Genomic DNA, 26,219 nt, shown 5'->3' on the forward strand with positions numbered 1-26,219 from the left:
GAGGCCGGTTTCGGCGACAGACCTCGAGGACCGGAGGAGGTCAGCCCGGTGCGCCGGCGCGGGGGATCGTCATCGTCGTCGGCACTCTGCGTGACCTGCTGCGCGTCAGTCCGGCAGCCAGTGCAGCTCGTGTGCCAGGGTTTTGGCGACGGTACGGATGCGGCGGTGTAGTGGTGACTGCTCGCGCGGGAGGACCAGGTGGATGGTCAAGGTGGGTGCGCCCTGCAGCGGTCGCCAGGTGAGGCCGGCCGGTTGTGTCGTGACCGCGGCTTCTCCGGCCGGGGCGAGGGTGAGCCCGTCGTGTAGGTCGCGCTGAGACAGGTCGAAAGAGACTGCGGGCGTGTGGAATCGGGGGTTCGGCCGGGTGTCGCGGAACAGTGCGGACAGCTGATCGTGGATCACGGGGTTGGCCGTCCGGTCGGGGAGTCGCAGCGGATACGCGGCCGCATCGGCGATCTCGATCTCCGGATGTTCGGCCAGCGGATGATGCTGTGCCAATTGGACCCCGACGCGCTGACGCCGCAGCAGGAACCGGCGCACGCCACGACCCGGCTGTTCACCGCGGGTGATCCCGGCATCGATGCGGCCGTCGGCGACCGCGGGGGAGATCTCCGGTGTCGCCATCGGGACCGCGCCGACCTCGAGTCCCGGGCTGCTGCGAATGAGCCTGTCCACCAGGGCCGGTGCCGTTTCGGCCCCGGTGCTGATGCTGTATCCGATGCGCAGCGTGCCGAGTTCACCGGCCCCCGCATTCCGGGCGGTGTCCCATGCCCGGTCCAGCGCCGCCAGCGCGGGCGGCGCGGACTCCGCTAAAGCCGCACCGGCCGTGGTCAATACGACGCTACGCGTGTTGCGAACCAGCAGGCTCGTACCGAGTTCCGCCTCCAATCGGCGCATCCGGGCACTGAGTGCGGGCTGCGCGATTCCGATCCGTGCGGCCGCGCGGGTGAAGTTCAACTCCTGCGCCAGCACCAGGAAGTACCGCAGGCTCACCGTATCCGGCGCCACGTGCCCTCCCTGCCGATTGATAACGATCCGTTCTGAGTCTATACCGTCCCGGTCTTTCCCTCGACCACACATCAAGCCCTAACCTGCGCATATGACGATTCAACCGACGCCGGTAGATGCAGGAGGCAGTCATGCATAAAACGGTGGTCCTCTATCCCAAGCCCGCCGACCCCGACCACTTCCGCGACTACTACGTGACCAACCACCTTCCACTGGTCATGGATTGGCCTGGCCTGCTCGCGTGGCGCTACAGCTTCGACGTGGCGGCGACCAACGGAGAAGCGCCGTATTTCGCGGTCTTCGAAGGCGACTTCGCTGACGCCGCCGCTTTGGCCGCGGCGCGGTCGTCGCCGCAAGGCCAGCGGTTGGCCGCCGATGTCGTCAACTACGCCACCGGCGGTGTGGTCGTCATCGACTATCCGGTGCTGGACGGCACCAGCTGAGGCAGGAGGGCACGCTCCGGGACGCGTTCGGTCGGCCGTTGCGGCCATGTCCCGACTATCGACCGAACGCTGTTCCCGGTTGCCGGTTCGTTGAGCGTCAACATCGGCAAGCCAACCACCCCGACCCGCACACCGAACGTGGAAACTGCCTACCGACAAGGCATTACGCCATATCCGTTGTTTTTCGCGCGGTTGCTACCTGGACCCCGAACCGGGCGCAGGTCCTCCGGCCGGCCAGCCGTTCTGTGCGGGTCAGCGGCGGACGGGAAGCACCAGTTGCGCCCCGGTCACCGGGTGATCGAGCACTTCCACCGGATGCTGGTAGACGCGACTGAGCAGTTCGGTGGTGAGGACCTCACGGGGTGGACCGTCGGCGGCGATGCGACCGGCGTCCAATACCGCCACGCGATCGGCGTACGCGGCCGCGATACCCAGATCGTGCAGGACGACGACCACCGCGGCGCCGTCGGCGGCGCGGGCGGCGGCCAGGCGCAGCACGGCTTCCTGGTGGCCGAGGTCCAAGGCGGCGGTCGGCTCGTCCAGCAGCAGGGTGGCGGTGTCCTGCGCCAGTACGCGGGCCAACGCGACCCGGGCGCGTTCACCGCCGGACAGGGTGGGGAACGCGCGGGTGGCGAGGTGTTCGACGTCGGTGGCGGCCATCGCCGCCGCGATGTGTTCCTCGTCGAGTTCGCGACGCTCGGTGCGGACCCACGGCGCGCGGCCCATCGCCACCACTTCACGCGCGGTGAAGGGGAAACCGACGGTGTGGGTCTGCGGCAACACCGCCCGCCGCCGGGCCATGTCCAAGGTCGTCCAGTGCGCCAACGGCCGCCCGTCGAGTTCCACCGATCCCGCGCTGGGCGTCAATTCGCCCGCCAGCGCCGCGAGCAATGTCGACTTACCCGCGCCGTTGGGCCCTACCAGCGCCACGACCTGCCCCGCGACCGCTTCGAAGTCGATGCCGTCGAGCACCCGCCGCGCCTGCCCGCCGCTGCGCCGGTCCACGCTCACCGCCGCCGCGCGCACCGTCGCCTCCCCAGTGCGCGGCCACCCCGGCAACTCGTGCACCGTCCGCAACACACTCACCCCGCACCTCCCGGCCACCAGCACACCATCGAGGAAGCTTCCCGGCGTCCACCGCGGTCATGTGCCACACGCACGACAGGGGCGCTCATGCCCAGCCTCCGGAGCGGGCTCGGGTGCGGCGCAGCAGCCAGAAGAAGACGGGGCCGCCGATCAGGGAGGTGAGCATGCCCAACGGCAGGTCGGCGTTGTCGACCAGGGAGCGGGCGGTGACGTCGGCGGCCAAGAGCACCACCGCGCCGACGACGGCGCTCAGGGGGATCAGCACCCGGTGGGCGGGCCCGACCAGCATCCGCACCAGGTGCGGCACGATCAACCCGACGAACAGGATGATGCCGGTGAACGCGACCCCGGCGGTGGCCAGCACCGCCACCACCACGATCACATTGCGCCGCAGACGCTCCACGTCGACACCCAGGTGACGGGCCGCCGACTCACCGAGCGCCAGCAGATCCAGCCGCGGCGCCAACAGCACCGCCGCGGCGACACCGACCGCGGTCAGCGGCGCCACCACACCCACCGACTCCCATCGGGCGCCGTTCAGCGAACCCAACTGCCAGAACACGATCTGATCGCGGGCGGCGGGGGAGGCCACGAACAGCAGCAGCGCGATCAACCCGCCCGCGAACGCGTTGATCGCCACACCGGTGAGCACCAGCGTCACGACCTCGGTGCGCCCGCCCGAGCGCGCCAGCAGATACACCAGCGACGTGGTCGCCAGCCCCGCGACGAATGCCGCCGCCGCGACCGACCAGGCCGCCACGAACGCCCCGCCCACCACGATGACCGTGCCCGCGCCGACCGCCGCACCCGCCGACACCCCGATCACCCCCGGCTCGGCCAAAGGGTTGGCGAACACACCCTGCAACAACGCACCCGCTGTCGCCAGCGCCGCCCCCACCAGCATCGCCAGCACCACCCGCGGGAACCGCACCTGCCACAGCGTCACCTCACCCGAGGGATGGGCGGGCATCGGCCCGATGTCCCACCCGATCCGGTGCAGCACACTGCCCGCCACCTCGACGGGCGTCGTCGGCACCTGCCCGATCGCCGCCGACGCCAACGCCAACGCCACCAACCCGGCCACCGCGACCGCGAACACCAGCACCACCCGCGAACGGCTACGCGATTTCGGCACCGGCGTCACCGGCGGTCGCGCCGTGTCGGTCTGCGAAACACTCATGCGTGCCCGGTGCCGTACACCGCCGCGCTCAGCGCCGCGATCACCCGGCCGGTATTGGGGCCGAAACTCAACAGCACCGCATCGGACATGTCCACCACACGCCGGTCGCGTCCGGCCGGGGTCTGCGCGATACCGGGCACCTTCTGCAACCCCTCCACACCACCGACGGACTTCAACCCGTCCGACATCACCAGCAGCACATCCGGCGCCGCACCGATCATCGCCTCACTCGTGATCGCGGTGAACGGCTCGCGCAACCCGGCGACCGCGCCCGCGTCCCGCGCACCCAGCGCCGCGATCAACGCATCCGCACCCGACCCCGGACCGGCGAGCATCGTGATCGCGCTCGACCGCAGATACAGGAACGCGATGGTCAACCGAGGATCCTGCGCGGGCACCGCGGCACTCGCGGCGGCGATCTCGTCGCGGGTGCGCCGCGCCAGCGCCTGCCCCCGCTCCGGCACACCCAACGCGGCCGCGACCGCCTCGATCTGCGGCCCCACCCCGTCCATGGTGCGCTCCGGGTCGAAGTAGACCACCGTGACACCGGCCGCGCGCAACTGCTCACGCACCGCGGGCGCGGCGCTGGTGGTGTCGGTCAAGAACACCGACGGCCGCATCGCCAGCACCGACTCCACGTTCAGCGACCCGTTGCCCCCGGCCACGTTCGGCACCTCCCGCACCGCCGGAAACGCCGCCGACGTGCTGCGCCCCACCAGCTTGGGCCCCAACCCCAGCGCGTACACGATCTGGGCGAGGGTGCCGTAACGGTCCACGGCGATGATGCGGGAGGCATCGGCGACGGTCACCTCGGCGCCGTCGAACGACCGCACGGTCACCGGCAGCGCGGGCGCGGGCTCCGGCCCGATCGGCACCGGATCCAGATCGCTCAACGTCGCCGTCGTCGGCCCGTGCCCGCCGTGCGAGGAACCGGCGTCGGTGGCACACGCGACCGACCCGGCCAGCAGGCTCGCCGCGAACAGGGCCGCGAGCCCGCGCCACCACCCGGTTCGGACTCGGTTCCCACGCCCACCCCCGGTCGCTGCAGTGCTCATGCAGGCAAGGCTAATCCGCGGCGCGCGCACTGACGTCGTCGAGGGCCGCGGCGATCGCCCGCGGCAGCTCCAGGGTCTCGGCGGCCAGCACGCCGGTGAGCTGCCCGATATCGCGGGCGCCGACGATCATGCTCGCGATGCCGGGCCGGTCCCGGATCCAGGCCAGCGCCACCGCCAGCGGCGAGGTACCCAGCCCGTCCGCGGCGGTCACCAGCGCATCCACCACCCGGGTGGCGCGCTCGTCGAGACCACTGCGGATCTCCGCCGCGGTCGCCTCGTCGGCGCCCCGGGAATCGGCGGGAACACCGTCGCGATACTTGCCGGTCAAGATGCCGCCCGCCAACGGCGCCGAGGCGATCACCCCGACCCCGTGGAACCGCGCCGCCGGCACCACATCGGCTTCGGCACCCCGCGCCAGCAGCGAATACGGCGTCTGCGCCGCGGTCACCGGCGCTACCGCGGCCAGACTGGCCAGCTGCCAGGCCCCGAACCCGCGCACCCCCGCGTACCGCACCCGGCCCGAGCGCACCGCCTGCTCCAGCGTCGAGGCCACCTCCTCGAGCGGCGTGCGCGGATCCCACACCGCCACATTCCAGATGTCGAGGTGATCGGTGCCCAACTCCAGCAGCGTGCGATCGAGTTGACGCAGCAACGCCCGCCGCGAGGTGTCCACCGTGACCTGCGCGGGCACCGGCACCCCCGCCGGGGGAAACCCCCACGGCGCGGTCCCCGCGCACCCGCTGAGCACCAGCTCGTCGCGTGAGACCAGATCACCCAACAGTTCGGCCAGGATGCGCTGCGCGGCCCCGCCCGCATAGGCGGGGGAGGTGTCCACCAGCGTGCCGCCCGCCTCCACGAACGCCACCAACTGCCCCGCGGCGTCCTCGGCGTCGGTGTGCGAACCCCAGGTATGGGTCGCCAGGCCCATCCGCGACACCCGCAGGCCGCTACGGCCCACCGTCCGCTGTTCCATCACCGTGTCCGCGCTTTCGTCACGGCGCCAAGCCTAGAGTGTGGATACGCGACCGGGCGTCCACCAGCACAGTGGGTCGCGCTTCGGTGCGCCCGCGCACCGCCACCCCCGCGGTGGCGGCAGCCCACAGCCGGGCACGCCGACGCCGCCTCGACACTGTACTGTCGCTGCGAGATTGGCGCGGCAGTCACGACGAAGCGACCGACCGCTGCACCAATGCCCAGGTAGGAACGTGTATTTCGGGCGGAACTGGAGGATGGTTCGTGGTTGGCGAGTCGATGACCTGGGTGCAGGCCTTGGTGCTGGGTCTGGTGCAGGGACTGACGGAGTTCCTGCCGGTCTCCTCCTCGGCGCACCTGCGCATCGTGTCGACGGTCTTCTTCGGCGACGACGCGGGCGCCTCGTTCACCGCGGTCACCCAGCTCGGCACCGAGGCCGCGGTGCTGGTGTTCTTCGCCAAGGACATCCGGCGGATCGTGGTGGCCTGGTTCGCGGGTCTGCGCGAGCGGGTGGGCGCGCGCGATCGCCGGGAACTGCCGCTGCACGATCAGCCCACCACGAAACTTCCCGTCCTCACCGCCGACCACCGGCGCGTTCTCGACGAGCAGGCCCAGCGCGAACTCGACTATCGCATCGGCTGGTATGTGATCATCGCCACCATTCCCATCGGGGTGCTGGGGTTCTTGTGCAAAGACGAGATCCGCACCGGCGCCCGCAATCTGTGGCTGGTGTCGTTCATGCTGATCTTCTTCGCCCTGGTCATCGCCGCCGGTGAGCACTACGGCCGCAAGGAACGCTCCATCGAGCAACTGACCACCCGCGACGGCCTGGCCATGGGTTTCGCGCAATGCCTGGCGTTGATCCCCGGTGTCTCGCGCTCGGGAGCGACCTCGACCGCGGGCCTGTTCCTGGGTTTGGAGCGCGAAGCGGCCGTGCGGTTTTCGTTCCTGCTCGCCATCCCCGCCGTCACCGCCTCGGGCCTGTTCAGCCTGCCGGACGCGTTCGAACCCGCTGGTGAGGGCCTCACCGCCAGTGGACCGCAACTGCTGGTGGCCACCGTGCTGGCGTTCGCGGTCGGCTACGCGTCGGTGGCGTGGCTGTTGCGTTTCGTGGCACGGCATTCGCTGTACTGGTTCGTCGGCTACCGCGTCGTGCTGGGCGCGATCATCATGGGCCTGCTGGCGGGCGGGGTGGTCTCGGCGACATGATCGCTAGGCTGGCCGCATGACGGTGATCCTGCTGCGCCACGGTGTGTCGACCTCCAACAGCGCCCGCACCCTGGCCGGTCGCAGCACCGGCGTCGAACTCACCGAGCGCGGCGAGGAGCAGGCCAGGGCCGTGGCCGAACGCCTGGCCGGGCTGCCGATCGAACGCATCGTGCACTCCCCGCTGCTGCGCTGTCAGCGCACGATCGCACCGCTGGCGGAAAAGTTCGGGCTGGAACCGGTATTCGACGACCGGCTGCTCGAGGTGGACTACGGCGAGTGGACCGGCCGCCCCATCGCCGAACTGCTCGAGGAACCGCTGTGGAAAGTCGTGCAGCGCCATGCCTCCGGCGCGGTGTTCCCCGGCGGGGAGGGGCTGGCGCAGGTGCAGGCGCGCGCGGTCGCCGCGATCCGCGACCACGACCGCGCCCTGGCCGAGCAGCACGGCCGCGACGCGCTGTGGGTGGCGTGCACGCACGGGGACGTGATCAAGTCGGTCCTCGCCGACGCGCTGGGCATTCACCTCGACGGCTTCCAGCGCATCGTCGTGGAGCCCGCCTCGATCAGCGTCGTGCGCTACACCCCGACCGCGCCCTACGTATGGCGGCTCAACGACACCGGCGCCGACCTGTCCGCCCTCGCCGCGCAACGCCCCGCGGCGACATCGGCAACGCCCGGACCGGAGACCTCCGGGCCAGTCCCCGGTGGCGAGCTCGGCAATACCGGCAGTGCGGATAATGGGAATGCGGAGCGTCGAGATTCCTTGTAAACAACCGAGCGGTCGTTGTATGGAATCCCCGCACCGCGGGTAGTCGATCAGGGTCACGTATCAGGAGGTGCATGTGTCACGCGCAATCCATGTATTCCGCACCCCCGATCGTTTCGTCGCCGGGACCGTCGGTGAGCCGGGCGATCGCGCGTTCTATCTGCAGGCGGTGCAGGAACCGCGCGTGGTCAGCGTGCTGCTGGAAAAGCAGCAGGTCAAGGTCCTCGCCGACCGGATGGGTCTGCTGCTGGACGAGGTCGCGCGCCGCTTCGGCGCGGAAGTGCCCCCGCAGGCCGAGGATGTCAGCGACAACGCGCCCCTGGTCACCCCGATCGACGCCGAGTTCCGCGTCGGCACCATGGGCCTGGGCTGGGACGCCGACGCCGGGGCGGTGGTGGTGGAACTGCTGGCGATCACCGAGACCGAGGTCGACGAGTCGGTGGTGCTCGACGACACCGAAGAGGGCCCCGACGCGGTGCGGGTGTTCCTCACCCCGATCCAGGCCCGCGAATTCGCGTTGCGCTCCACCCGGGTGATCGCGGCGGGCCGCCCGCCGTGCCCGCTGTGCGGGGAGCCGCTGTCGGCGCGCGGGCACATGTGCGTGCGCACCAACGGCTACAAACGCGGTGACATCTTCGGCGCGGCCGAACTAGAGGAGTGATTCGGTGGCCGAGACCGGGGACGGATTCCACAGGGGCGAACTGACGGTGATCGGGCGGATCAGCACCGCCAGCAACGTGACCCTGGTCTGCGACGTCGACGACACCGCCACCGACGACGCGCCGCTGCGGGTGGTCTACAAACCGATCCGCGGCGAACGGCCACTGTGGGACTTCCCCGACGGCACCCTGGCCGGGCGTGAGGTGGCCTCCTACCTGATCTCCGAGGCCGTCGGCTGGGGCGTGATCCCCGAAACCATCCTGCGCGAGGGCCCTTTCGGGATCGGCATGGTGCAACGCTGGGTCGTCGGCGTGGACAACCACACCGACCGCGGCGACCGCCTGGACCTGATCGACCTGTGCCCCGCGGGCGCGGTGCCCGACGGATTCCGCGAGGTGCTGCGCGCGGTGGACGACGTGGGCAACGAAGTGTCACTCATCCACGCCGACGATCCGCGACTGCAGCGCGTGGCGGTACTCGATGTGCTGCTCAACAACGCCGACCGCAAGGGCGGGCACGCGCTGGAAGGGCTCGACGGGCAGGTCTACGGCGTCGACCACGGCATCTGCCTGCACGCGGAGTACAAACTGCGCACCGTGCTGTGGGGCTGGGCCGGTCAACCCCTCGGCGACGGCCTGATCGCGGACATCACCGCGTTCGCCAAGCAGCTGCCCGGCGCGTTCGCCGACACCCTCAGCGAGCACATCACCGACACCGAGATCGACGCGTTGATCGAGCGCACCCAGCAGTTGCTCGACGAACCGGTGATGCCGGTGCCGCGCACCTCCCGCCCCATCCCGTGGCCCGCCTTCTGAACCCGCCGCCGCGCAGGCCGGATTCCTGGCACAGTTGAAGCTTCGAACGCTCGGCGCCACGACGAGGAGGAAGCGATGCCCCACTCCACTCCGGACCGGGCGGCACCGGCGGTGCGGATCGTCATCGGCGCACCGACCTACCGCATCGCGCTGCACTACGTGCACCTCTACGACAAGAAGCCCTATCCCGACACCGACCTGCACCTTTACGACAACGGCGTCTACTGGCTGAGCTCGGCGGGGGAGAACCACTTCGGCGTCTACGTGCTCACCGAAGGCTCGGTGGACTCCGGGCGGTTCACCATGCGGTTCATCTCTTTGCCTTCCGCGGACTGGGGCGATACGGTCGCTTATCACGAACTCGAGTTCGACGTCGCCCGCGGCGAATTCACCCAGCTCGCCCTCGCCGACACCGATCCCGACATCCCCGAGCTGGACGGCACGTTCGCGATCACACCCAACACGATCACCGATCCCACCCGCCGCGCGGGCAGCTGATTCAGCGAAACCGAAATCATTGACATCCCACGATTTGCTGGAAGACGCAGGTCGCGACGGGCGAGCGCACCCGCCCGATGGTCGCGGGCACCGGGCCGGGGACCGATGACCCTCACCACACCTTTACCCTCGTAAGCATGCAGTCCTGGTCCGATACCGCCCTCCCCACCGTCCCCGGAGCAGGACCGCCGTTGCGGTTGTACGACACCGCCGACCGTCAGGTACGCCCGGTCACTCCCGGCTCCACCGCGACGATGTACGTCTGCGGCATCACCCCCTACGACGCCACCCACCTCGGTCACGCCGCGACCTATCTGACCTTCGATCTGGTCAACCGCCTGTGGCGCGACGCGGGCCACGACGTGCACTACGTGCAGAACGTCACCGACGTCGACGACCCGCTGTTCGAACGCGCCGCCCGCGACGGCGTGGACTGGCGCGAGCTGGGCGCCGCGGAGACCGATCTGTTCCGCGAGGACATGGCCGCGCTGCGGATCGTGCCGCCGCGCGACTACATCGGCGCCATCGAATCCGTCGACGAGGTCGTGGAATTCGTGCAGAAACTGCTGGCCTCGGGCGCGGCCTACGTCGTCGACGACGCCGAATTCCCCGACGTCTACTTCCGCGCCGACGCCACCGAGCAGTTCGGCTACGAATCCGGCTACGACCGCCCCACCATGGAGCGACTGTTCGCCGAACGCGGCGGCGACCCCGGCCGCCCCGGCAAACGCGACACCATCGACGCGCTGCTGTGGCGCGCGGCGCGTCCGGGCGAGCCGTCCTGGCCCGCCCCGTTCGGCCCGGGACGCCCCGGCTGGCACATCGAGTGTTCGGCGATCGCCTTGAACCGCATCGGCCCGGAATTCGACATCCAGGGCGGCGGCAGCGACCTGATCTACCCCCACCACGAATACTCCGCCGCGCACGCCGAGTCGCTCATCGCCGGGCGCCGCTTCGCCCGCCACTACGTGCACGCCGGCCTGATCGGGCTGGACGGGGAAAAGATGTCGAAATCGCGCGGCAACCTCGTGTTGGTCTCGGCGCTGCGCCGCGACGGCGTCGACCCCGCGGCCATCCGCCTGGGCCTGCTGGCCGGGCACTACCGCCAGGACCGGATGTGGACCGACGCCCTGCTCGAGCAGGCGCAGCAACGTCTGGACCTGTGGCGCGACGCCGCCGCCCGCCCGGCGGGCCCCTCGGCCGCCGACACCGTCGCCCGCGTGCGCCGGCACCTGGCCGACGACCTGGACACCCCCAAAGCGCTCGACGCGCTCGACAGCTGGGCGCGCCGAGCCCTCGACTACGGCGGCCAGGACACCGACGCCCCGGCGCTGATCGCCACCGCCGTCGACGGGCTACTCGGCATCCGCCTGTAGAACCGCTCCTCTTGCCCGCATCCCCTCGCCCGTGATGGGGTAACCGCGTGTGCAAGCTTCCCGGTGCGGGTCTGTTCGGTCCCGGCGGCAAAGTGGCGACCCTGGCGGCCGGTCGACTGCGGCCCGCGACCGACCCCGCCGATCCACGCACGATCGCGGCGCGTACCCGGTTCTTCGGCGCCGACACCGTCGACCCCGCCACCGGCGCACCGCGCGGCGACCGGGTCGTGCTGTCGTGGGCCGGCTGCACCACCTACGCCCTGGCCATCGGCGGTTCGGTTTTCCTGCTCGACGCCTGGGTGCCGCGGCTGACCAGCACCGGATACGTCCCGGCCACCCCGCAGCAGTTGGCGGACCTGGCGCCCGCGGCGATCTTCATCGGTCACGGGCACTTCGACCACGCGGGCGACGCGGGCCGCATCGCCCAGGCCACCGGCGCCACCGTGCACGGCACCGCGGAGCACTGCGCGGCGATCGCCGCGCAGGTCGGCGACCCGGCGTTCCCCACCGTCGCGCACGGTGACGCGCACACCCCGATCGGCACCCGGGAGGACTGCACCGTCGGCGCGGTCGAGGTCACCGTCGTGCGGCATCTGCACTCCGCACGCACCCCACCCGATCCCGCCGGCGGCTCACCACGGTTCTTCCCCCGCCCCGAACCGGGAATCGTGCGCACCCACCCGCCGACGCTCGAAGGCCTGCTGCAAGCGGTGCCGCGGCTGCGTGACGCCGAGGGCGGGGTACTGCTGTACCAGTTCCGGGTACCGGGGTTGTGCCTGGTGTGGCACGACTCGACCGGGCCGCTCACCGAACGCGCACCGCACGTGTTCGACGTCCTGGCCGCGCTACCGGCCACCGACGTGCAGATCGGCGCCGTGCAGGGCTACAACCAGATCAGCAACGGCCTGCGCGATCCCCGGACCTACGTCGAGGCACTGTCGCCGGGACTGTTCGTCCCGTCCCATCACGACAACTGGCTGCCCGGACTCACCGCGAGCGCGGCGACCTATGACGCGCCGCTGCGCGCGGAACTGGACAAGATCCCCGCGGCACGACGACCGGAACTGCGCGCATTACACGACCCCGCCGACTACATCCGGCCCCAGCGCCTCACGTTCACGCTGTAACGGCGCACGGCGGCGCCGATACCGGAATCGCCACTCCCGCAAGGGCGCGAACGGCAGCGCGCGACGCGAATCGAATTCCGATTCGCGTCGCCCGCTGCCCGGTCCGCCCCGATCGAACATTGCGTCTATCCGGGTGCCGCATCCGGACAAGTGTTGCCGCACCGTCTATTTCGGATCGAGCAGCGGCGATCGGGCCTCCTAGGCGGTCAATGCCGCGACGGCAGTGGCGTACATGGTGTTCTTGATCGCGGCGAGGGTGCCGGGATCTTTGGCGCCCAGCGGAGCGAGCAGGGCCACGGCGGTGTCGGTGACCGCTGTTTCGGCGGCGGTGGCGTCGACGATGTCGAGGGCCGCGGCGTCGATACCACCGAAGCGGCGGCCGGTGGTCATCGAGGCGACCGCGCTCTTCGGGGTGAGTTTGGCCTGGATGAGCGCGGCCATGCCGGGGGTGAAGCGGATGTGGATGTCGACTTCGGGGAAGCAGAAGTAGCCGCGGTCGGCACGCATGACGCGGTAGTCGTGGGCGATGGCGAGCATGGCGCCCGCACCGAACGCGTGGCCGGGCAACGCGGCGGCGGTGGGCATGGGGAAGGTGAGCATGCGGGCCAGCAGTGCCTGCACCTGCTCGACGTACCAGTCGGCGCGCTCGGCGTGGGCGCCGAGCCAGTCCAGGTCCAGTCCGTTGGAGTAGAACTTGCCACTCGCGGTGGTGACCAGGCCCTGGGCGCCGTCGGCCACAGCGGTGTCGAGGTGGGCGCCGACCTGGTCCAGGAAGTCCGGGGAGAAACGGTTTTCGTCGCCGCCCAGATCGAGAACGGCGATCTTGTCTTGATAGTCGAGGGTGGGCATTGGTGTTCCTTCCATTGAGGGTCGGTGGTGAGGGATCACACCGGCGGCGGGCCGACGGCGAGTACGGCGCGCACGGCGCTGCGCAGATATTCACGCGCGCGCGGATCCGCCAGCCGGTCACGGCGCAACAGCACGGCGGTGGGCAGATCGACCAGGCACAACGTCATGACGTCGACGGCGTGGCGATCGCCGCGCTGCCACAGCCGGCGTGACAGCCGCACCAGCAGCTCGACCAGCACCGCGTCGGTGGCCGCGAGGTCGGCGGCCACGCTGTCGGGCACCTCGCCCAGCAGCTCCTCGCGCCGCACCGCGAGCAGCAGCCGCGAGGAGTCCCGGTGGCGCTCGGCGAAGACGGCGGGCGCCTCGGCGGCCGCGACCACGGCCTCGACGTCGTCGTCGTGCCGATCCAGCGCCGCGGTGACCAAGGCGGTTTGCAGGTCGAGGAAGCGGCGCGCGGCGCGCAACCAGGTGCGGCCGAGCAGCTCCGCGCGGGATCCGAAGGTGTGGTAGATCGCGCCGTTGGAGATGCCGGTGGCGGCGGCGACCGCGCGGGTGGTGACCGCGGCGGGGCCGGAGCCGACGGCCAGTGATTCCGCGGCGTCGAGCACGGTGTCGGGGTCGTGCGTCCGGGGGCGGGGCATGCCGACACAATAACAGAGCGGATGCTCTGCTATCGAGCGCGTGGCGGCCGCGAGCGCATCACGTTCGGGCGCTAGATATTTCAGCAGGTAACAGGTACCGAAGAGTCTTCTCGGGATACGCTGCGGTACTTCCCGGGCTCGGTCCGGACGACGCTACGATGCGGTACTGTTCGGTCCCTGCCCCTGACCGAACGAAGAGAACGGCGCACGCATGTCACGAGTGGTCACCAAGGAGCAGTACTTCGACACCGGGTTGGAAGTGCTCGCCGAACTCGGCTTCAAAGGTCTCAACATCGGCGTGCTGTGCCGGCAACTCGGCGTCACCAGCGGGTCGTTCTACCACCACTTCGGCAGCTGGCAGGGATTCGTCGACGCCCTGCTCGAGCACTGGGAGAACCGCCAAGTGCGCATCCTGGGCACCATGCCGTTCAACAGGGGCAACCCCGACGACGACATCCGCGCGATGTCCGACCTCGCCGCCGGACTGCACCATGCCGCCGAAGCCGCCATCCGCGCCTGGGCGGCCAACGACGAATCGGTCAACCTCGCCCTCAAACGCGTCGACGAATCCCGCAGGCGCACCGTGCACAAAGCGGTCAAAGGCATCGTCCGCGACGACGACACCGCCGCCGTGGTCACCTCACTGGGCATGGCGATGCTCGTCGGCTACCAGCAGATCGCCGCGGGCGGGGAGAACCTGTCGCTGGACCAACTGCTGGCCGAATACGCGCGCTTGATCTACAGCCACGCCCAGCGCTGACCTTGCTCGGCTAGCCGAGCAGTTCATCGACATAACACCAACGCCACGCCTCGCCCGGCTCCACACTGCGCATCACCGGATGACCACTGGCCCCGTGATGCTTGGACGCGTGATTGCCCGGCGAGGAATCGCAGCAGGCCACGTGCCCGCACGACAGGCACATCCGCAGATGCACCCACGCCAGCCCCTCGGCCACGCACTCGGCGCATTCGTCGGGCCCGGCGTGCGCACGCACCAGCGGCGCGTCCCGCAGATGCGCGCACACCTCCTCGGCCACCGGCGCGGCCAACGGTTCCACGCGCTCCTCCTCGGCCTCATCGAAGCGATCGATGATCGACTCCTCCAGATCCAACTGCCCCAGCACATGCTGCAGGATCTGGTAGTCGACCGTGCCCGAATCCCGCACCCGCAACACCGATTCGCGTTCGGCACGCAACATCGCCAACCGCAGCCGCCGGTACTCCGCGGTGGGCGTCACCAGTTCCGATTCCGCCCGCCCCAGCCGCTCCCACGCCGCATTCGCCTTCCACGAAACGCGATCACGCAACGTCTGCACCACCCCGGGCGGCGTATCCGCCGTGATCTGCTCATCGAGCGCGGCCAAACCGGCCGCCGTCGCCTGCTGCAACACATTCGCCTTCTGCAACGCGTCCTCGGCGCGACTGGGCGCACGCAACCGCAGCCACCGCACCAGCCACGGCAGCGACGTCCCCTGCACCAGCAACGTCCCCGCCACCACCACCAGCGCCAGCAGCTTCAGCACGGCCAACAGCGGCGTGTCCTCCGACAGCAACAACACCGCCGCCAGCGTCACCACACCGCGCATCCCCGCCCACGACACCACGACCAGTTCACCGGCCGGCACCGCGGAACCGTTGCCGAGACTGCGCGACACCAGCGAGGAACCGAACACCCAGATCGGCCGCGCCAGCATCGTCACCGCCACCACCGCCAGCGCCGACCACACCAACGTGGCGTGATCGAGATCGCTGTGCCAAGCACCCTCCACGATCCCGCGCACCTGCAACCCGATCAACACGAACACCGCGCTCTCCAGAATGAACTGGATCGTCCGCCAATTGATGCGCTCGGCGATCCGCGACGCGGCACTCTGCCAAGCCGGCGCGTTGTGCCCGAGGATCATGCCGCACACCACCACCGCGATCACCCCGGAGGCATGGATGCTCTCGGCGGGCAGATACGCCGCGAACGGCGCGAGGAACGACAGGGTCGTGTCCATCACCGGATCGGTGATGCGCCGCCGCAGCATCGCCAGCAGATACGCCACGATCACCCCCACCGCCGCGCCGCCACCGGCCGCCAGCAGGAAATCCGCCCCCGCCTCCCACACCGACACCGTGCCCGCCGTCGCCGCCAGCGCGGTCCGCAACGCCACCAGCGCGGTCGCGTCGTTGAACAACGACTCGTCCTCCAGGATCGTCACGATCCGCCGCGGCATCCCGATCCGGCGCGCCACCGCCGTCGCCGCCACCGCGTCCGGTGGAGCCACCACCGCACCCAACGCGACCGCCACCGCGAAGGGCACCGGCAACAGCCACCACACCACCAGCGCCACGGCGAACGTCGTGAACAACACCAATCCCACCGACAACAACGCGATCGTGCGCACATTCGCCCGGAAATCCACCAGCGACGTGCGGATCGCAGCGGTATACAGCAAAGGAGGCAGGAAACCGAGCAGAATGATCTCCGGCTCCAGGTGGATCTCCGGCACGAACGGCAGATACGACGCCGCCACACCGCCCACCGTCAGTACCAACGGTTCGGAGACCCCGAACCGGCGCGCCAGCGCCGCCAACGCGGCCGCCGACGCGACGAGAACAACCAAGCCGATCGCGACATGCACGGTGGAATTCTCGCAGAGCGCACGATCGGCAAACCGCCCGCGCGGTAGATGACACGTGCGCGGTCGGCCGAACTACTGTGCCCGGCGCACCCACGCGCCATGCTTGTCGACGACAAGGAGGTAGACATGGAGGAGTTCGCGTCCTGGCGGGCGAACGGACGACGCCACACTCATCGCGGCCACCAGATCTTCTGGCGCGACGGAGGCTCAGGCGCCGACGGGACGCTGGTATGCATCCACGGATTTCCCACCGCCTCGTGGGACTGGCACCGGATCTGGCCCGGTCTGTGCGAACGCTTCGCCCGCGTCATCGCCCCCGACATGATCGGTTTCGGCTGGTCGGCCAAACCCCGCCACTACGACTACCGCATCACCGACCAAGCCGACCTCCACGAGAACCTGCTCCGCGAACAAGGCATCGGCCGATTCCACATCCTCGCCCACGACTACGGCGACACCGTCGCCCAAGAACTCCTGGCACGCGACGCCGAACGCCGCGCGGCAGGCGACGAATCGCTGGTGATCGAATCGGTGTTCCTGCTCAACGGCGGCCTGTTCCCCGAGGCCCACCGCGCGCGGCCGGTGCAGCGACTGCTGGCAGGCCCCCTCGGCCCGCTCGTCGGCGTCCTGGGCACCGAACGCACCTTCCACCGCAGCCTGGCCACCGTGTTCGGGCCCGACACCAAACCCACCGATATCGAACTGCACCAATTCTGGCTGCTGTGGTGCAGCAAACACGGAAAACGCAACGGCCACAAACTCGTTCGCTACATGGCCGAACGCCGCAAACAGCGGCAGCGCTGGGTGGGCGCACTGCAACAGGCCCAGATCCCGATCCGGCTCGTCGACGGCGTCACCGACCCCGTCTCCGGCGGCCACATGGCACACCGCTACCGCGAGCTCATCACCGACCCCGACGTGGTGGAACTGCCCCGAATCGGCCACTACCCACAACTGGAAGCACCGGAACAGACCCTCACGGCCCTGCTGGAATTCCACGCCGACCGAGTACACAAGCCCACCGCCTGAATCCCTCCGGCGAACCGTGTTCCGGACCGGCTGCCAGGCCGGTCCGGAACACTATCGTGTAGACGACCGTCGAGGATGGGGCCGCCCCACCCGAAACAGGTTCGCGTGCAAACACTCTCGCGTTCCCACCCGAGCACCGAAGGAGCCGCCCGATGCCCGCCGCCGACCTCCACCTGGACACCATCGAACTCGACCGCACCGGGCGAGTACTCACCGCACGCGTCGTCGCACCCCCACTCAACTTCGTCACCCCCGTGGTCGTCCGCGACCTCGACACCCTCACCGCCACGGTAGACACCGACGACACCATCGGCGCGGTCGTGCTCACCGGGGGACTACCCGGCCGCTTCCTCACCCACGCCGACCCCGCCGCCCTCGGCGGCATGATCGACCGGCCACATCCCTTCGTCCCCGCCCGCGCCGCGGCACCGTTCCTGCGCGCCGCCGCGGCCGCGCTCCGCGTCCCCGGCGCGACCGACCTGGTCGAACGCCACGGCGGCGGCCTCGGCGCGGGCCTGGTCTGGGGCCACCGCTGGAAGCGCACCACCTTGCGGATGAACCGCTCCCGCGTCGCATACCTCGCCGCCATCAACGGACCCGCCCTCGGCGGCGGCCACGAGATCGCGCTGGCCTGCGACCTGCGTTACGCCGCCGACACCGAGCACGTGCGCCTCGGCCAGATCGAGACACTCGCCAACCTCATCCCCGGCGGCGGCGCCACCCAACGCCTCACCCGCCTGCTCGGCGCCGCCAAAGCCATCGAGATCACCCTCGAGGGCACACCCTTCACCGCCCGGGAAGCGCTGCGCCTGGGACTGATCCACCGCCTGCTCCCCGCCGAGGACCTGCTCGCCGAAACCAATGCCACCGCCGCACGGCTGGCCGCCCGCAACCCGATCGCCATCGCCGAACTCAAACGCGCCGTCTACTTCGGCTCCGACAAATCCCTCTCCCGCGGCCTGGACGCCGAACAAGCCGGATTCATCTCCGTCGGCACCACCGCCGCGGCCGCCCGCACCACCAAAGCCTTCTTCGAAGACCTCGACCGTCTCGCCGACACCCCCTTCCTCGCCGACCCGCAACCATGGTTGGACGGCACCCGCGTCGACCAGGTGAGCAAGTGACCGGCCGCGCGGCCGCCGCTCACACCCGCGCGCTGAACCCGGACCGCTACCGGCAGGGGAGGACGAGACCGACCACGACGCGGTGAACCCATGCGGCGCCTTCGGAGGCCTGCTCCCGCCGTATCGCAACGGCGACAGCTATCGGTCGGCGGCGTGCAGTGGCTTGCGGTGCAGGACCAGCTTGGTGGTGTGCGCCTTGTACGCCTCGGGCGCGTCCTCCCAATCCGCGGTCAGGGTAGTGACCTGCTCGGCGGGGAAGTACTGCCGGGCAACGAAATCCAGCACTTCGGGCAGGATCGGCTGGGTATTCGAGACGCCGATCTTCAGGGTGGCGTCATTATAATCTGCGGACGCTACTATATGACAGCCGTCATAGACAAGGAGGTAGCGATGCCGAAATCCCCGGACTCACGCCAAAAGCTCGTGGCCGGAGCGGCCGATATGATCCGGCGACGCGGCCTCAACGCCACCAGCGTGCGCGAATTGGCCAAGCACGCCCACGCACCGCTGGGATCGACCTACCACTACTTCCCTGGCGGCAAGACCCAACTCGCCACCGAAGCGGTCACCTTCGCAGGCGAACTCACCGCGACGCTGCTCGCTCGCGAACTCGAGAACGGACCCCTCCAGGGATTACGCGTCTTCCTACAGATGTGGCGAAAGCTGGTGGTGGACTCCGACTTCCGAGCCGGATGCCCCGTGCTGGCGGTCGCGATCGAAGACCTCCCCGAAACCGAAGGGGCGCCACACGAAGCAGCGGCCGCCGCCTTCGGCCGCTGGACCGACCTGCTGACATCCTCGCTGCGCGAACACGGCGCCGACCCCGCCGATGCCGAACTCACCGCCACGCTGATCGTCACCGCCGTCGAGGGAAGCGTGGCGGTGTGCCGCGCCGAGCGCAGCACGCGAGCGCTGGACCGCATCAGCCGAAAGCTCGAACTGATCGTCCAGGACACGATCGCGCGGACGCACGAGGAGAACTGATCGCGCCGCGATCCACCAGCATGCGCTAACTCCCTCAACCGCAGCCGGTGCAAAATGGCACGACCCGCACCCCTCAAGCAGTAGGCGCGGGCTCACGCTCACTCACGCCGACCTGCTCCCCGGAACCGACCGGCGCCCGCGTCACCGCCACCCAGGTGTTGTTCACCGCCGCCGTCCCCGAAAACGTGTCCGTCAACGCCGGATCGTGCAGCAGGTTCACATTCGCCCCCGGCAACGACGCCGCCACCGTCCACCCGACACCCGGCTCCTGATGCCCCCACCCATGCGGAATCGCCACCGTCCCGACCCGGATATCATCACTGACCTCCACCGGCACCACGATCGACCCGGTCCGCGAACGCACCGTCACCGGCTCACCGTCCCGCAACCCCCGCGCCGCGGCGTCCTGCGGATGCATCAGCGCCGTACAGCGATCCCGCCCCTTCACCATCGAAGGCACATTGTGCAACCACGAATTGTTGCTGCGCAGATGACGCCGCCCGATCAACTTCAAGTCATAGCCGTCCACCGGCACGGTCACCGCATTCCCGCGCTGCGCGTCCGCCAGGACCTCACGCGCCGCCGCCACGAAATCCTCCGGCGCCACCTGCACCTTCCGATCCTTCGTCCCCAGCAACGACCGCAACCTCGGCCGCAACGGCCCCAAATCGATCCCACCCACCGCCGCACGAGCCTTACCCACGGTCAACCCCTTGCGGCCCCGCCGCAACACCCCGTACGGCCCCGCCGCGATCCCGAGCGCAGCGATCCGCACCGGACTCACCCGATCGAACAACCCGTTGAGCACCCGCGCGGTGAACCGACGAGCAGGCAGCGGCACCACCTCGGTGACCAGCCGCGCCATGATCTGCCAATCCTCCAGCCCATCGGCAGGCGGCTCGAACACCCGCGCGTCGAAACGCAAGTTGTTGCGCACACTGAACACCGGGAACAGGATGTTGACGTCCTCCCGCTCCAACGGCGAGATCGGCGGCAGGATGATGTCCGCGTGCCGCGTCGTCTCCGTGATGTACATGTCCACGGCCACATAGAAATCCAGCGAGTCCAGCGCCGCCCCCAGCCGGCCGCGCTGCGGCGTCGACAACACCGGATTGCCCGCATACGTGATCATCGCGCGGATCCGGCCCGGCCCATCGGTCAGCATCTCCTCCGCCAGCGCCGCCACCGGCAACTCCGAACGAAACGACTTGTAGGTCCCGGAACTATCCGTCCACGCCCCGTACCCCACCGGCAGATACTTCGCATACCGCGCCGCATCGATCGGCGGCGTCGCGAACATCTGACCGCCCGCCCGATCCAGATTGCCCGTCACCGCGTTGATCGTGTTCACCAACCAATGCGTCAGCGTGCCGGTCACCTGCTGACACACCCCGATTCGCGCGTACAGCACCGCCGAGGACGCCGCCGCGTGCTCCCGGGCCAACCCGCGAATCGTCTCCGCATCCACCCCCGCGTACACCGCCATCTGCTCCGGAGACGCCTCGGCCACCAGCGCGCACAACCGCTCCCAGCCTGTGCTCGACGCCCGGATCGCCTTCTCGTCGCACAGATCCTCGGCGACCAGCACATGCAACATCGCCAGCAGCAGATACACATCCCCGCCCGGCGCCACCGCGACGTGCTGATCGGCCAGCCGCGCCGTCTCGGTCCGCCGCGGGTCGATCACCACGACCTTCCCACCACGCCGCCGCACATCCCGAATCCGCTGCTTCGCATTCGGCATCGTGGTCACCGAACCGTTCGACACCGCCGGATTCGCACCCAGAATCACCAGCCGATCGGTGCGATCGATGTCGGTCACCGGCATCAGCACATTCGAGCCGAACATCCGCCACGCGACGAACTCCTGCGGGAACTGATCGATCGACGAGGCAGAGAAGAAATTCCGCGTCATCAGCAACGTCCGCAGCAGCACCGCATACAACACCGACGAACTATGGGCCGCCGGATTGCCGAGATACATGCCGACCGCACTGTTCCCGTGCTCGCGCCGCACCTGCCGCAACCGCTGCCCGATCTCGCGGAACGCCTCGTCCCAGCCGATCGGCTCGAACGACGAACCCACCCGCCGCACCGGCGTACGCAACCGATCCGGGTCATGGTGCAACCCGCCCATCGCCGTCGCCTTCGGGCAGATGTACCCCTTCGACAGCACGTCCTCGGGATTACCCTCGATCCGCGTCACCTGGTCATCGGAGACTGTGACGAGAATTCCGCAGTGCGCCTCACACAACGTGCACTGCCGGGCGATGGTGGTAGCACTCATGTTCCACAGGCTAACCGGGTACACCACATTCCGTACAGGGCTGTACGTAAGATTGACGCGGGTACACCCGCGACCGCTGCGCGCGCGATCCGGGGCTGCGCTGACATCGCCGGGCGCACACCATACTTTCACCGCCACACAAACCATTTCGGACGTCTACAGACCTCATGATCACGCCGTCCGGTCGGCCGACGACCTCTCGGCTCCGAGCTGAGCGATCAGGGTGAGCATCCGAGACGATTCGCGCCGCCGCGACTCAGCTCCAGGACACCGACGACGACGCGGCCACCGAGAGTCATGGCGGGGGGTAAACCCAGCCCTTAACCGTCACCGTGACGATTAGGGCTGAATTTCAAGGGGAGATCGGCAGGGGAGACGAGCTACGCCGTCGGTACCCCGGCGACTTCACGGGCGGCAGGCGCCGGCCTCGTCGCCGCGAATCCCGGCAGGAATCGGTTCACCACGGGAATCATCAGGTGAATCAGCGGGCCGATCCCGAAGGCGTACACCAGCGTTCCGATGCCGACGCTGCCGCCGAGAACGAACCCCGTCGTCAGCACGGACACCTCGATCGCCGTGCGCACCACCCACACCGATCGCCCGGTTCGCCGCACCAGTCCAGTCATCAGTCCATCACGCGGTCCCGGACCCATGCCCGCGCCGATGTACAACACACTCGCCACCGCGTTGAGCACGACGGCGGCCCCCATGGCGCCGACCCGCACCGCGAGCAGATCCCACGACGGCAGCCACGCGAGCCCGGCATCGACCGACACGGCGATCACCACCACATTGCTCACCGTGCCCAAGCCGGGCATCTGCCGCAGCGGAATCCAGGCCAACAGCACCGCGACACCGGTAACCGCCGTGACAGCACCGAAACTGATCGGCACCTGCCGCGCCACGCCTTGATGGAACACATCCCACGGATCCAGTCCGAGCCCCGCCCGGACCATGACGGCCATCGAGAACCCGTACAACCACAACCCGACATACAACGCGATCAACCGACGAACCAGCACCGACTCAGCCTGCCCGCAACTGGACACCACAACCAGAGCCAATCACCGATCACTGGACCTCGAAACAACAACCACCGAAGTCAACCGTCACTCCGGAGCAGCCCCCAATTCGTCACTGTGACGTTTATATGCAACTGGGATATAGACCAGGGGAGCCCACTCTAGGGAAAACCCAAGAATCACCAACCGAGCCAAGAATCACCGGAAAATTTCCACCAAGCGGACAAACGCGCCAAGAGGGTTCGACCGCCCGGCATCGAACACCGCCCACCCGAGAGCCCGTAGTCGATCCGACAGCGCCGCGCGGGCAGCGAATGACATACAGCGGCAACGACGTACCGCGGTAAGCAGCTCCTACGACCCGCGCCGAAATTGCGCCGATAATCAACATTATGTCAACTAGCGCTTCCCCTGGCACCTTCGGACCCTTCCCTTACCCGAGCGACCCCTACGGCTCGACAGTCAGATGAGACGTATCGGCGAGGCTGAGCACCGCGCGGTTGCGCCAGTAATCGTCGTGCCGCAGATGCGTGATCGCGCCGGGTGCGGTCGAGAACGAGACGAAGCCGACCGCCTCGACCGGCACCATCATCCACGTGGTGAGGACGAATGTCAGTGCGTAACCGTGCGTGACGACGATGTGGTCATGGTCCGTGTCGGTCATCAACTCACGCACACACGCCTCCACACGGGTCGCGACCTCACGCCGCGTCTCCGCCCCAGCGATAGGACCGCGATGGTCGAGCCGATCATGATCCGGCGCGGGGATCTGGCGCTGCGCGAGCCATGTGTTCGGTCGACCGCCCGCCTCCCCGAAGCTGATCTCCCGCAGCCGCTGATCCGCCGTAACCGGAACGCCGAGCGCGGCCGCCAGAATCTGCGCGGTCTCGGTGCACCGAGCCAGATCCGACGTCGAGATCCGCACCGGCCGAATCGCTCCGTCACGCCGCCGCACCAACTCCGCTGCCACAAGGTGGGCGTCGCGCCGGCCGCGCGCCGTCAACCCCGAGTCGTACCATCCGCCGACCAGATCATGTTCGGTGTGCTCCGCGTGCGGATGACTCACGACGTACAGGTCCTGCATGCAACTCCCCCTGATTCGATATCGCGCGCCCAGGCCCTTGCCGACCCACTGTATTGCGGTCGGACCGCATCTCGGATGCCGGTCTCGGCGCCGGACCCAACCCCGAACGTGGTCCGGCGCCGAGGTCTTCGAGCTCAGGCCAAGATCTCCGCCAGTTCCGCGTGCAGATCGAACAAAGCGGGAATCTGATCCGCCGGACGGCGTCCCATACCGCACTCGGTGGCGATGCCGAACGCGGCGACCGCGGAACGGGCGGCTTCGATGCGCTCCAGCGCCCCCGCACGGCCGTCGGTGGCGTGCACCAAGCCCAGGTACAGGTCGGTTTCGGGTGCAAGGACGAGGTCGGCGAGTGGCTTGAAATAGTCGGTGTCGGTACGTGAACGTGGAACCGGCAGGTGGAGCCAGTTGACCGGCCGGTCCAGCCCGGCCACGATCCGGGCGGCGACCGCCGCAAGCCGGCTGGTGTCGGTGGGCTCCGCGAAATGACGGTGACCGAAATCGCCGTAGCAGAGGTGGTAGCCGAGCTCGACCGCTTCGGGCACCGCGGCACCCAGCCGGACGAGCCGCTGCCCCACTTCGTCGAGCTGCGTCCGGTAGTCCGACCCGAACCACGAAGGGAAGATCCCCTCGAAGATGGCGAACTCGACCGCGGCATCCCATTGCACCGCGAGGTCTTCGGCCGGGATCGCGGCGACGATGGCGGCGAGTTCGTCGAGCAGACGCGCCTCGTATCTGCGTTCCAACTCCCCCTGCGGTCCCGCGACGAATGCCCCGATCACCGCGATAGGGGTCGGCAAACTCACCTGGAAGCGGACGCCCGCCGGGATCGTCCCGTCCTCGCGCAACTGCCGGAACACCTGCCAGGATTCCAGGGCCGCCTCCGCGTAGCCCAGCGGACCGAAGTCGATCGACGCCGCGTCCACGCCGGGCTTGGGCTGCACCCGTTCGCTCGGCCCGTACTCCGGGCTCGGCGGCGGAACGGTTTCCAGGTCGGGATGCGCCTGCATCTTCGGCAGCTGCCACACCACCCAGTTGTCCCGGATCCCGGTCTCACCATCCGGGATGCGTTTCAAATGCGGCCCGATCCGCCGCGCCGCTTCAGAAAAGACCGTCCGCGCGTCCGTCAACGGGACACTGCCGCACAGATGAACTCCGCGCCCCTCACCCACCGCAACCTCCTACACATGGCCTACCGCTGATCGAGCCGACCTGCTCGAAACCAGACATTTGCCACATCGATCCCCGAAACTCGGAGCCGGAGCGGGCAATCGACCAGGTCGTACTACGCGATGCAGCGTAGGCCCGCACTGATGGCCCAGATCCCCAGTTCTGGGAAACAACCGGCGATCGGTTCACTGGCGGGACACCGGCGAGGCGACTCCCCTGTCCCCCGGCCGAACCGAATCGTTCAGGGCGCTTGCCGAACATGCTGTCGGGCAACAAGAATCACGACATGACGGTCGAACCTCCGGCGGTCACCGCTGTACGCCATTCGCCGACCCCGGCATTCACGGGCCGCTCAGGAGGTTGTGCCACATCTGCGAACTACTCATCATGGTCAACGGCCTCCCCGGCTCCGGAAAGTCGACATTGGCCGCACCCCTGGCACGGGAACTCGGCGCGCACTTGATTTCCAAAGACCTGATCAAGGAGGCGCTGAGTTCCGGGCTCGACGACACCACTGTGCTGCCGAACATCGGCACGATCGCGATGGAGGCGGGGTGGGCGCTCGCCGCCGCACTGCCCGGCGTGGTCCTGGTCGACTCCTGGTGGTTCAAGCCGCGCGACGCGCGCTATGCCGCCACCGGGCTCGCGACTTCCGGCGCCACACGCGCGGTGGAGGTCTGGTGCGCGGTGCCATCCGAGGTTGCCCGTGCGCGATTTCGCGGCCGCACGCGCGCTGATCTCTACCAGGACGACGCGCATCTGGCGCAGGATTGGGACCGATGGGCGCGATTGGCCGAACCCCTCGCGCTCGCTCCGGTCGTCACCGTCGACACCACCGCTCCGATCGACTGTGCGGAACTCGCACGCCGGGTGATGGCCGCGGCGACAGTCGCCATCGGCGACGTCTTCTAGCGAGATCATCTGCTATCCGGATTGCCTTGCACTACCGAGAGCCCCCGGTTCCGTGCTTCTTTTGGATGGTCTGGATTAGTCGGGTTAGGTGCTGATAAATCTTATACATGTATAGATGCGCATAGGAGCGTACCGCCATCTTTCTTTGCCCTCGGCTGGGATGCGAGACTTTGATGAAACCGTCAGCGACTGATCAGCTTCGGCGGCACCTTGCCACATCTTCGCACCTGAGCCTCACGGACGCCGCACCGCACCAGCACTCCCCTAGTTCATCACAGCCCAGAAAGCCCCCCCCCCCCCC

26 protein-coding genes are annotated in these 26,219 nt (G+C 68.9%); 13 read left to right on the top strand and 13 right to left on the bottom strand.

The window, feature by feature from the left end:
* Positions 1-105: 105 nt before the first annotated feature.
* Positions 106-1,008: a LysR family transcriptional regulator gene (locus tag NG1_RS13115; RefSeq protein WP_062970529.1), complete on the bottom strand. Its 903-nt coding sequence runs from the start codon at positions 1,006-1,008 to the stop codon at positions 106-108.
* Between the two features lie 131 nt (positions 1,009-1,139).
* On the opposite strand from NG1_RS13115, the gene NG1_RS13120 reads away from it, so the two are divergent.
* Positions 1,140-1,451 (top strand): EthD family reductase, encoded by a 312-nt coding sequence (locus tag NG1_RS13120; protein WP_062970531.1) that lies wholly within the window; start codon positions 1,140-1,142, stop codon positions 1,449-1,451.
* Positions 1,452-1,703: 252 nt separating this feature from the next.
* On the opposite strand, the gene NG1_RS13125 is transcribed toward NG1_RS13120, so the two are convergent.
* From NG1_RS13125 to NG1_RS13140, 4 genes are all read right to left on the bottom strand, one after another.
* The gene (locus NG1_RS13125) at positions 1,704-2,537 is read right to left on the bottom strand and encodes a heme ABC transporter ATP-binding protein (protein WP_174315482.1); all 834 of its coding nucleotides are present in this window, start codon (positions 2,535-2,537) and stop codon (positions 1,704-1,706) included.
* A gap of 85 nt (positions 2,538-2,622) precedes the next feature.
* Entirely contained in the window at positions 2,623-3,717 is a 1,095-nt protein-coding gene (locus NG1_RS13130) for a FecCD family ABC transporter permease (RefSeq protein WP_084498893.1), read from the bottom strand.
* Positions 3,714-4,772, bottom strand: a complete 1,059-nt coding sequence (locus tag NG1_RS13135) for a heme/hemin ABC transporter substrate-binding protein (RefSeq protein ID WP_062970538.1) — start codon at positions 4,770-4,772, stop codon at positions 3,714-3,716. Before NG1_RS13135 ends, NG1_RS13130 begins: the two co-directional genes overlap by 4 nt.
* A 10-nt stretch (positions 4,773-4,782) precedes the next feature.
* Positions 4,783-5,745 carry an aldo/keto reductase gene (locus tag NG1_RS13140; protein ID WP_062970540.1) on the bottom strand — a complete coding sequence of 321 codons (963 nt, stop codon included), beginning with the start codon at positions 5,743-5,745 and terminating at the stop codon, positions 4,783-4,785.
* A 278-nt stretch (positions 5,746-6,023) separates the two neighbouring features.
* Between NG1_RS13140 and NG1_RS13145 the strand changes: the two genes are divergently transcribed.
* The 7 genes from NG1_RS13145 to NG1_RS13175 all read left to right on the top strand — a co-directional run bounded on the left by NG1_RS13145 (position 6,024) and on the right by NG1_RS13175 (position 12,192).
* Complete coding sequence (locus NG1_RS13145; protein ID WP_062970542.1) at positions 6,024-6,953, top strand: undecaprenyl-diphosphate phosphatase; 930 nt, start codon at positions 6,024-6,026, stop codon at positions 6,951-6,953.
* 16 nt (positions 6,954-6,969) lie between these two features.
* A complete protein-coding gene (locus NG1_RS13150) occupies positions 6,970-7,719 on the top strand; it encodes a histidine phosphatase family protein (RefSeq protein WP_062970544.1) in 750 nt (249 codons plus the stop codon).
* A gap of 73 nt (positions 7,720-7,792) precedes the next feature.
* Positions 7,793-8,377 carry a DUF3090 domain-containing protein gene (locus tag NG1_RS13155; RefSeq protein WP_039798216.1) on the top strand — a complete coding sequence of 195 codons (585 nt, stop codon included), beginning with the start codon at positions 7,793-7,795 and terminating at the stop codon, positions 8,375-8,377.
* Between the two features lie 4 nt (positions 8,378-8,381).
* Positions 8,382-9,191 carry an SCO1664 family protein gene (locus NG1_RS13160; RefSeq protein ID WP_062970547.1) on the top strand — a complete coding sequence of 270 codons (810 nt, stop codon included), beginning with the start codon at positions 8,382-8,384 and terminating at the stop codon, positions 9,189-9,191.
* A gap of 75 nt (positions 9,192-9,266) precedes the next feature.
* A complete protein-coding gene (locus NG1_RS13165) occupies positions 9,267-9,689 on the top strand; it encodes a hypothetical protein (RefSeq protein WP_062970549.1) in 423 nt (140 codons plus the stop codon).
* Between the two features lie 137 nt (positions 9,690-9,826).
* A complete protein-coding gene (gene mshC, locus NG1_RS13170) occupies positions 9,827-11,065 on the top strand; it encodes a cysteine--1-D-myo-inosityl 2-amino-2-deoxy-alpha-D-glucopyranoside ligase (protein ID WP_062970551.1) in 1,239 nt (412 codons plus the stop codon).
* 47 nt (positions 11,066-11,112) lie between these two features.
* Positions 11,113-12,192, top strand: a complete 1,080-nt coding sequence (locus NG1_RS13175) for an MBL fold metallo-hydrolase (protein WP_157114033.1) — start codon at positions 11,113-11,115, stop codon at positions 12,190-12,192.
* Positions 12,193-12,390: 198 nt separating this feature from the next.
* Here the strand turns inward: NG1_RS13175 and NG1_RS13180 are convergent, their stop codons facing one another.
* Positions 12,391-13,041, bottom strand: coding sequence for an enoyl-CoA hydratase-related protein (locus NG1_RS13180; protein ID WP_062970552.1), 651 nt, complete (start codon positions 13,039-13,041; stop codon positions 12,391-12,393).
* Positions 13,042-13,076: 35 nt separating this feature from the next.
* Positions 13,077-13,682: a TetR family transcriptional regulator gene (locus NG1_RS13185; protein ID WP_062970554.1), complete on the bottom strand. Its 606-nt coding sequence runs from the start codon at positions 13,680-13,682 to the stop codon at positions 13,077-13,079.
* 211 nt (positions 13,683-13,893) lie between these two features.
* Here NG1_RS13185 and NG1_RS13190 point away from each other — a divergent pair, with 211 nt between their 5' ends.
* Positions 13,894-14,442: a TetR/AcrR family transcriptional regulator gene (locus tag NG1_RS13190; protein WP_062970556.1), complete on the top strand. Its 549-nt coding sequence runs from the start codon at positions 13,894-13,896 to the stop codon at positions 14,440-14,442.
* Between the two features lie 10 nt (positions 14,443-14,452).
* Here the strand turns inward: NG1_RS13190 and NG1_RS13195 are convergent, their stop codons facing one another.
* Positions 14,453-16,309 carry a Na+/H+ antiporter gene (locus tag NG1_RS13195; RefSeq protein ID WP_062970558.1) on the bottom strand — a complete coding sequence of 619 codons (1,857 nt, stop codon included), beginning with the start codon at positions 16,307-16,309 and terminating at the stop codon, positions 14,453-14,455.
* A 126-nt stretch (positions 16,310-16,435) separates the two neighbouring features.
* Here NG1_RS13195 and NG1_RS13200 point away from each other — a divergent pair, with 126 nt between their 5' ends.
* Positions 16,436-17,338 (top strand): alpha/beta fold hydrolase, encoded by a 903-nt coding sequence (locus NG1_RS13200; protein WP_062970585.1) that lies wholly within the window; start codon positions 16,436-16,438, stop codon positions 17,336-17,338.
* Between the two features lie 152 nt (positions 17,339-17,490).
* A complete protein-coding gene (locus NG1_RS13205; RefSeq protein WP_062970560.1) occupies positions 17,491-18,462 on the top strand; it encodes an enoyl-CoA hydratase/isomerase family protein in 972 nt (323 codons plus the stop codon).
* A gap of 138 nt (positions 18,463-18,600) precedes the next feature.
* On the opposite strand, the gene NG1_RS35565 is transcribed toward NG1_RS13205, so the two are convergent.
* A complete protein-coding gene (locus NG1_RS35565; protein ID WP_174554912.1) occupies positions 18,601-18,747 on the bottom strand; it encodes a hypothetical protein in 147 nt (48 codons plus the stop codon).
* A 105-nt stretch (positions 18,748-18,852) separates the two neighbouring features.
* Here NG1_RS35565 and NG1_RS13210 point away from each other — a divergent pair, with 105 nt between their 5' ends.
* Positions 18,853-19,446 carry a TetR/AcrR family transcriptional regulator gene (locus NG1_RS13210; protein ID WP_062970562.1) on the top strand — a complete coding sequence of 198 codons (594 nt, stop codon included), beginning with the start codon at positions 18,853-18,855 and terminating at the stop codon, positions 19,444-19,446.
* 73 nt (positions 19,447-19,519) lie between these two features.
* Here the strand turns inward: NG1_RS13210 and NG1_RS13215 are convergent, their stop codons facing one another.
* From NG1_RS13215 to NG1_RS13230, 4 genes are all read right to left on the bottom strand, one after another.
* Positions 19,520-21,733 carry a molybdopterin oxidoreductase family protein gene (locus NG1_RS13215; protein WP_062970564.1) on the bottom strand — a complete coding sequence of 738 codons (2,214 nt, stop codon included), beginning with the start codon at positions 21,731-21,733 and terminating at the stop codon, positions 19,520-19,522.
* 380 nt (positions 21,734-22,113) lie between these two features.
* Positions 22,114-22,698, bottom strand: a complete 585-nt coding sequence (yczE, locus tag NG1_RS13220) for a membrane protein YczE (RefSeq protein WP_210750879.1) — start codon at positions 22,696-22,698, stop codon at positions 22,114-22,116.
* Positions 22,699-23,203: 505 nt separating this feature from the next.
* Complete coding sequence (locus NG1_RS13225; RefSeq protein ID WP_062970566.1) at positions 23,204-23,839, bottom strand: histidine phosphatase family protein; 636 nt, start codon at positions 23,837-23,839, stop codon at positions 23,204-23,206.
* A 134-nt stretch (positions 23,840-23,973) separates the two neighbouring features.
* Positions 23,974-24,912 (bottom strand): hypothetical protein, encoded by a 939-nt coding sequence (locus NG1_RS13230; protein ID WP_084498894.1) that lies wholly within the window; start codon positions 24,910-24,912, stop codon positions 23,974-23,976.
* A 481-nt stretch (positions 24,913-25,393) separates the two neighbouring features.
* Here NG1_RS13230 and NG1_RS13235 point away from each other — a divergent pair, with 481 nt between their 5' ends.
* Positions 25,394-25,918: a P-loop nucleotide/nucleoside kinase family protein gene (locus NG1_RS13235; protein ID WP_157114034.1), complete on the top strand. Its 525-nt coding sequence runs from the start codon at positions 25,394-25,396 to the stop codon at positions 25,916-25,918.
* The last annotated feature ends 301 nt before the right edge of the window (positions 25,919-26,219 follow it).

It is taken from the genome of Nocardia gamkensis NBRC 108242 (assembly GCF_001612985.1).
Lineage (GTDB): Bacteria > Actinomycetota > Actinomycetes > Mycobacteriales > Mycobacteriaceae > Nocardia > Nocardia gamkensis.

Coding starts and splice junctions, on each gene's coding strand:
- NG1_RS13130 (WP_084498893.1), bottom strand. CDS start 3,717: ATGAGTGTTTCGCAGACCGACACGGCGCGACCGCCGGTGACGCCGGTG.
- NG1_RS13210 (WP_062970562.1), top strand. CDS start 18,853: ATGCCGAAATCCCCGGACTCACGCCAAAAGCTCGTGGCCGGAGCGGCC.
- NG1_RS13190 (WP_062970556.1), top strand. CDS start 13,894: ATGTCACGAGTGGTCACCAAGGAGCAGTACTTCGACACCGGGTTGGAA.
- NG1_RS13235 (WP_157114034.1), top strand. CDS start 25,394: ATGGTCAACGGCCTCCCCGGCTCCGGAAAGTCGACATTGGCCGCACCC.
- NG1_RS13120 (WP_062970531.1), top strand. CDS start 1,140: ATGCATAAAACGGTGGTCCTCTATCCCAAGCCCGCCGACCCCGACCAC.
- NG1_RS13135 (WP_062970538.1), bottom strand. CDS start 4,772: ATGAGCACTGCAGCGACCGGGGGTGGGCGTGGGAACCGAGTCCGAACC.
- NG1_RS13185 (WP_062970554.1), bottom strand. CDS start 13,682: ATGCCCCGCCCCCGGACGCACGACCCCGACACCGTGCTCGACGCCGCG.
- yczE (WP_210750879.1), bottom strand. CDS start 22,698: ATGGCCGTCATGGTCCGGGCGGGGCTCGGACTGGATCCGTGGGATGTG.
- mshC (WP_062970551.1), top strand. CDS start 9,827: ATGCAGTCCTGGTCCGATACCGCCCTCCCCACCGTCCCCGGAGCAGGA.
- NG1_RS13200 (WP_062970585.1), top strand. CDS start 16,436: ATGGAGGAGTTCGCGTCCTGGCGGGCGAACGGACGACGCCACACTCAT.
- NG1_RS13215 (WP_062970564.1), bottom strand. CDS start 21,733: ATGAGTGCTACCACCATCGCCCGGCAGTGCACGTTGTGTGAGGCGCAC.
- NG1_RS13225 (WP_062970566.1), bottom strand. CDS start 23,839: ATGCAGGACCTGTACGTCGTGAGTCATCCGCACGCGGAGCACACCGAA.
- NG1_RS13205 (WP_062970560.1), top strand. CDS start 17,491: ATGCCCGCCGCCGACCTCCACCTGGACACCATCGAACTCGACCGCACC.
- NG1_RS13140 (WP_062970540.1), bottom strand. CDS start 5,745: ATGGAACAGCGGACGGTGGGCCGTAGCGGCCTGCGGGTGTCGCGGATG.
- NG1_RS13165 (WP_062970549.1), top strand. CDS start 9,267: ATGCCCCACTCCACTCCGGACCGGGCGGCACCGGCGGTGCGGATCGTC.
- NG1_RS13180 (WP_062970552.1), bottom strand. CDS start 13,041: ATGCCCACCCTCGACTATCAAGACAAGATCGCCGTTCTCGATCTGGGC.
- NG1_RS13150 (WP_062970544.1), top strand. CDS start 6,970: ATGACGGTGATCCTGCTGCGCCACGGTGTGTCGACCTCCAACAGCGCC.
- NG1_RS13145 (WP_062970542.1), top strand. CDS start 6,024: ATGACCTGGGTGCAGGCCTTGGTGCTGGGTCTGGTGCAGGGACTGACG.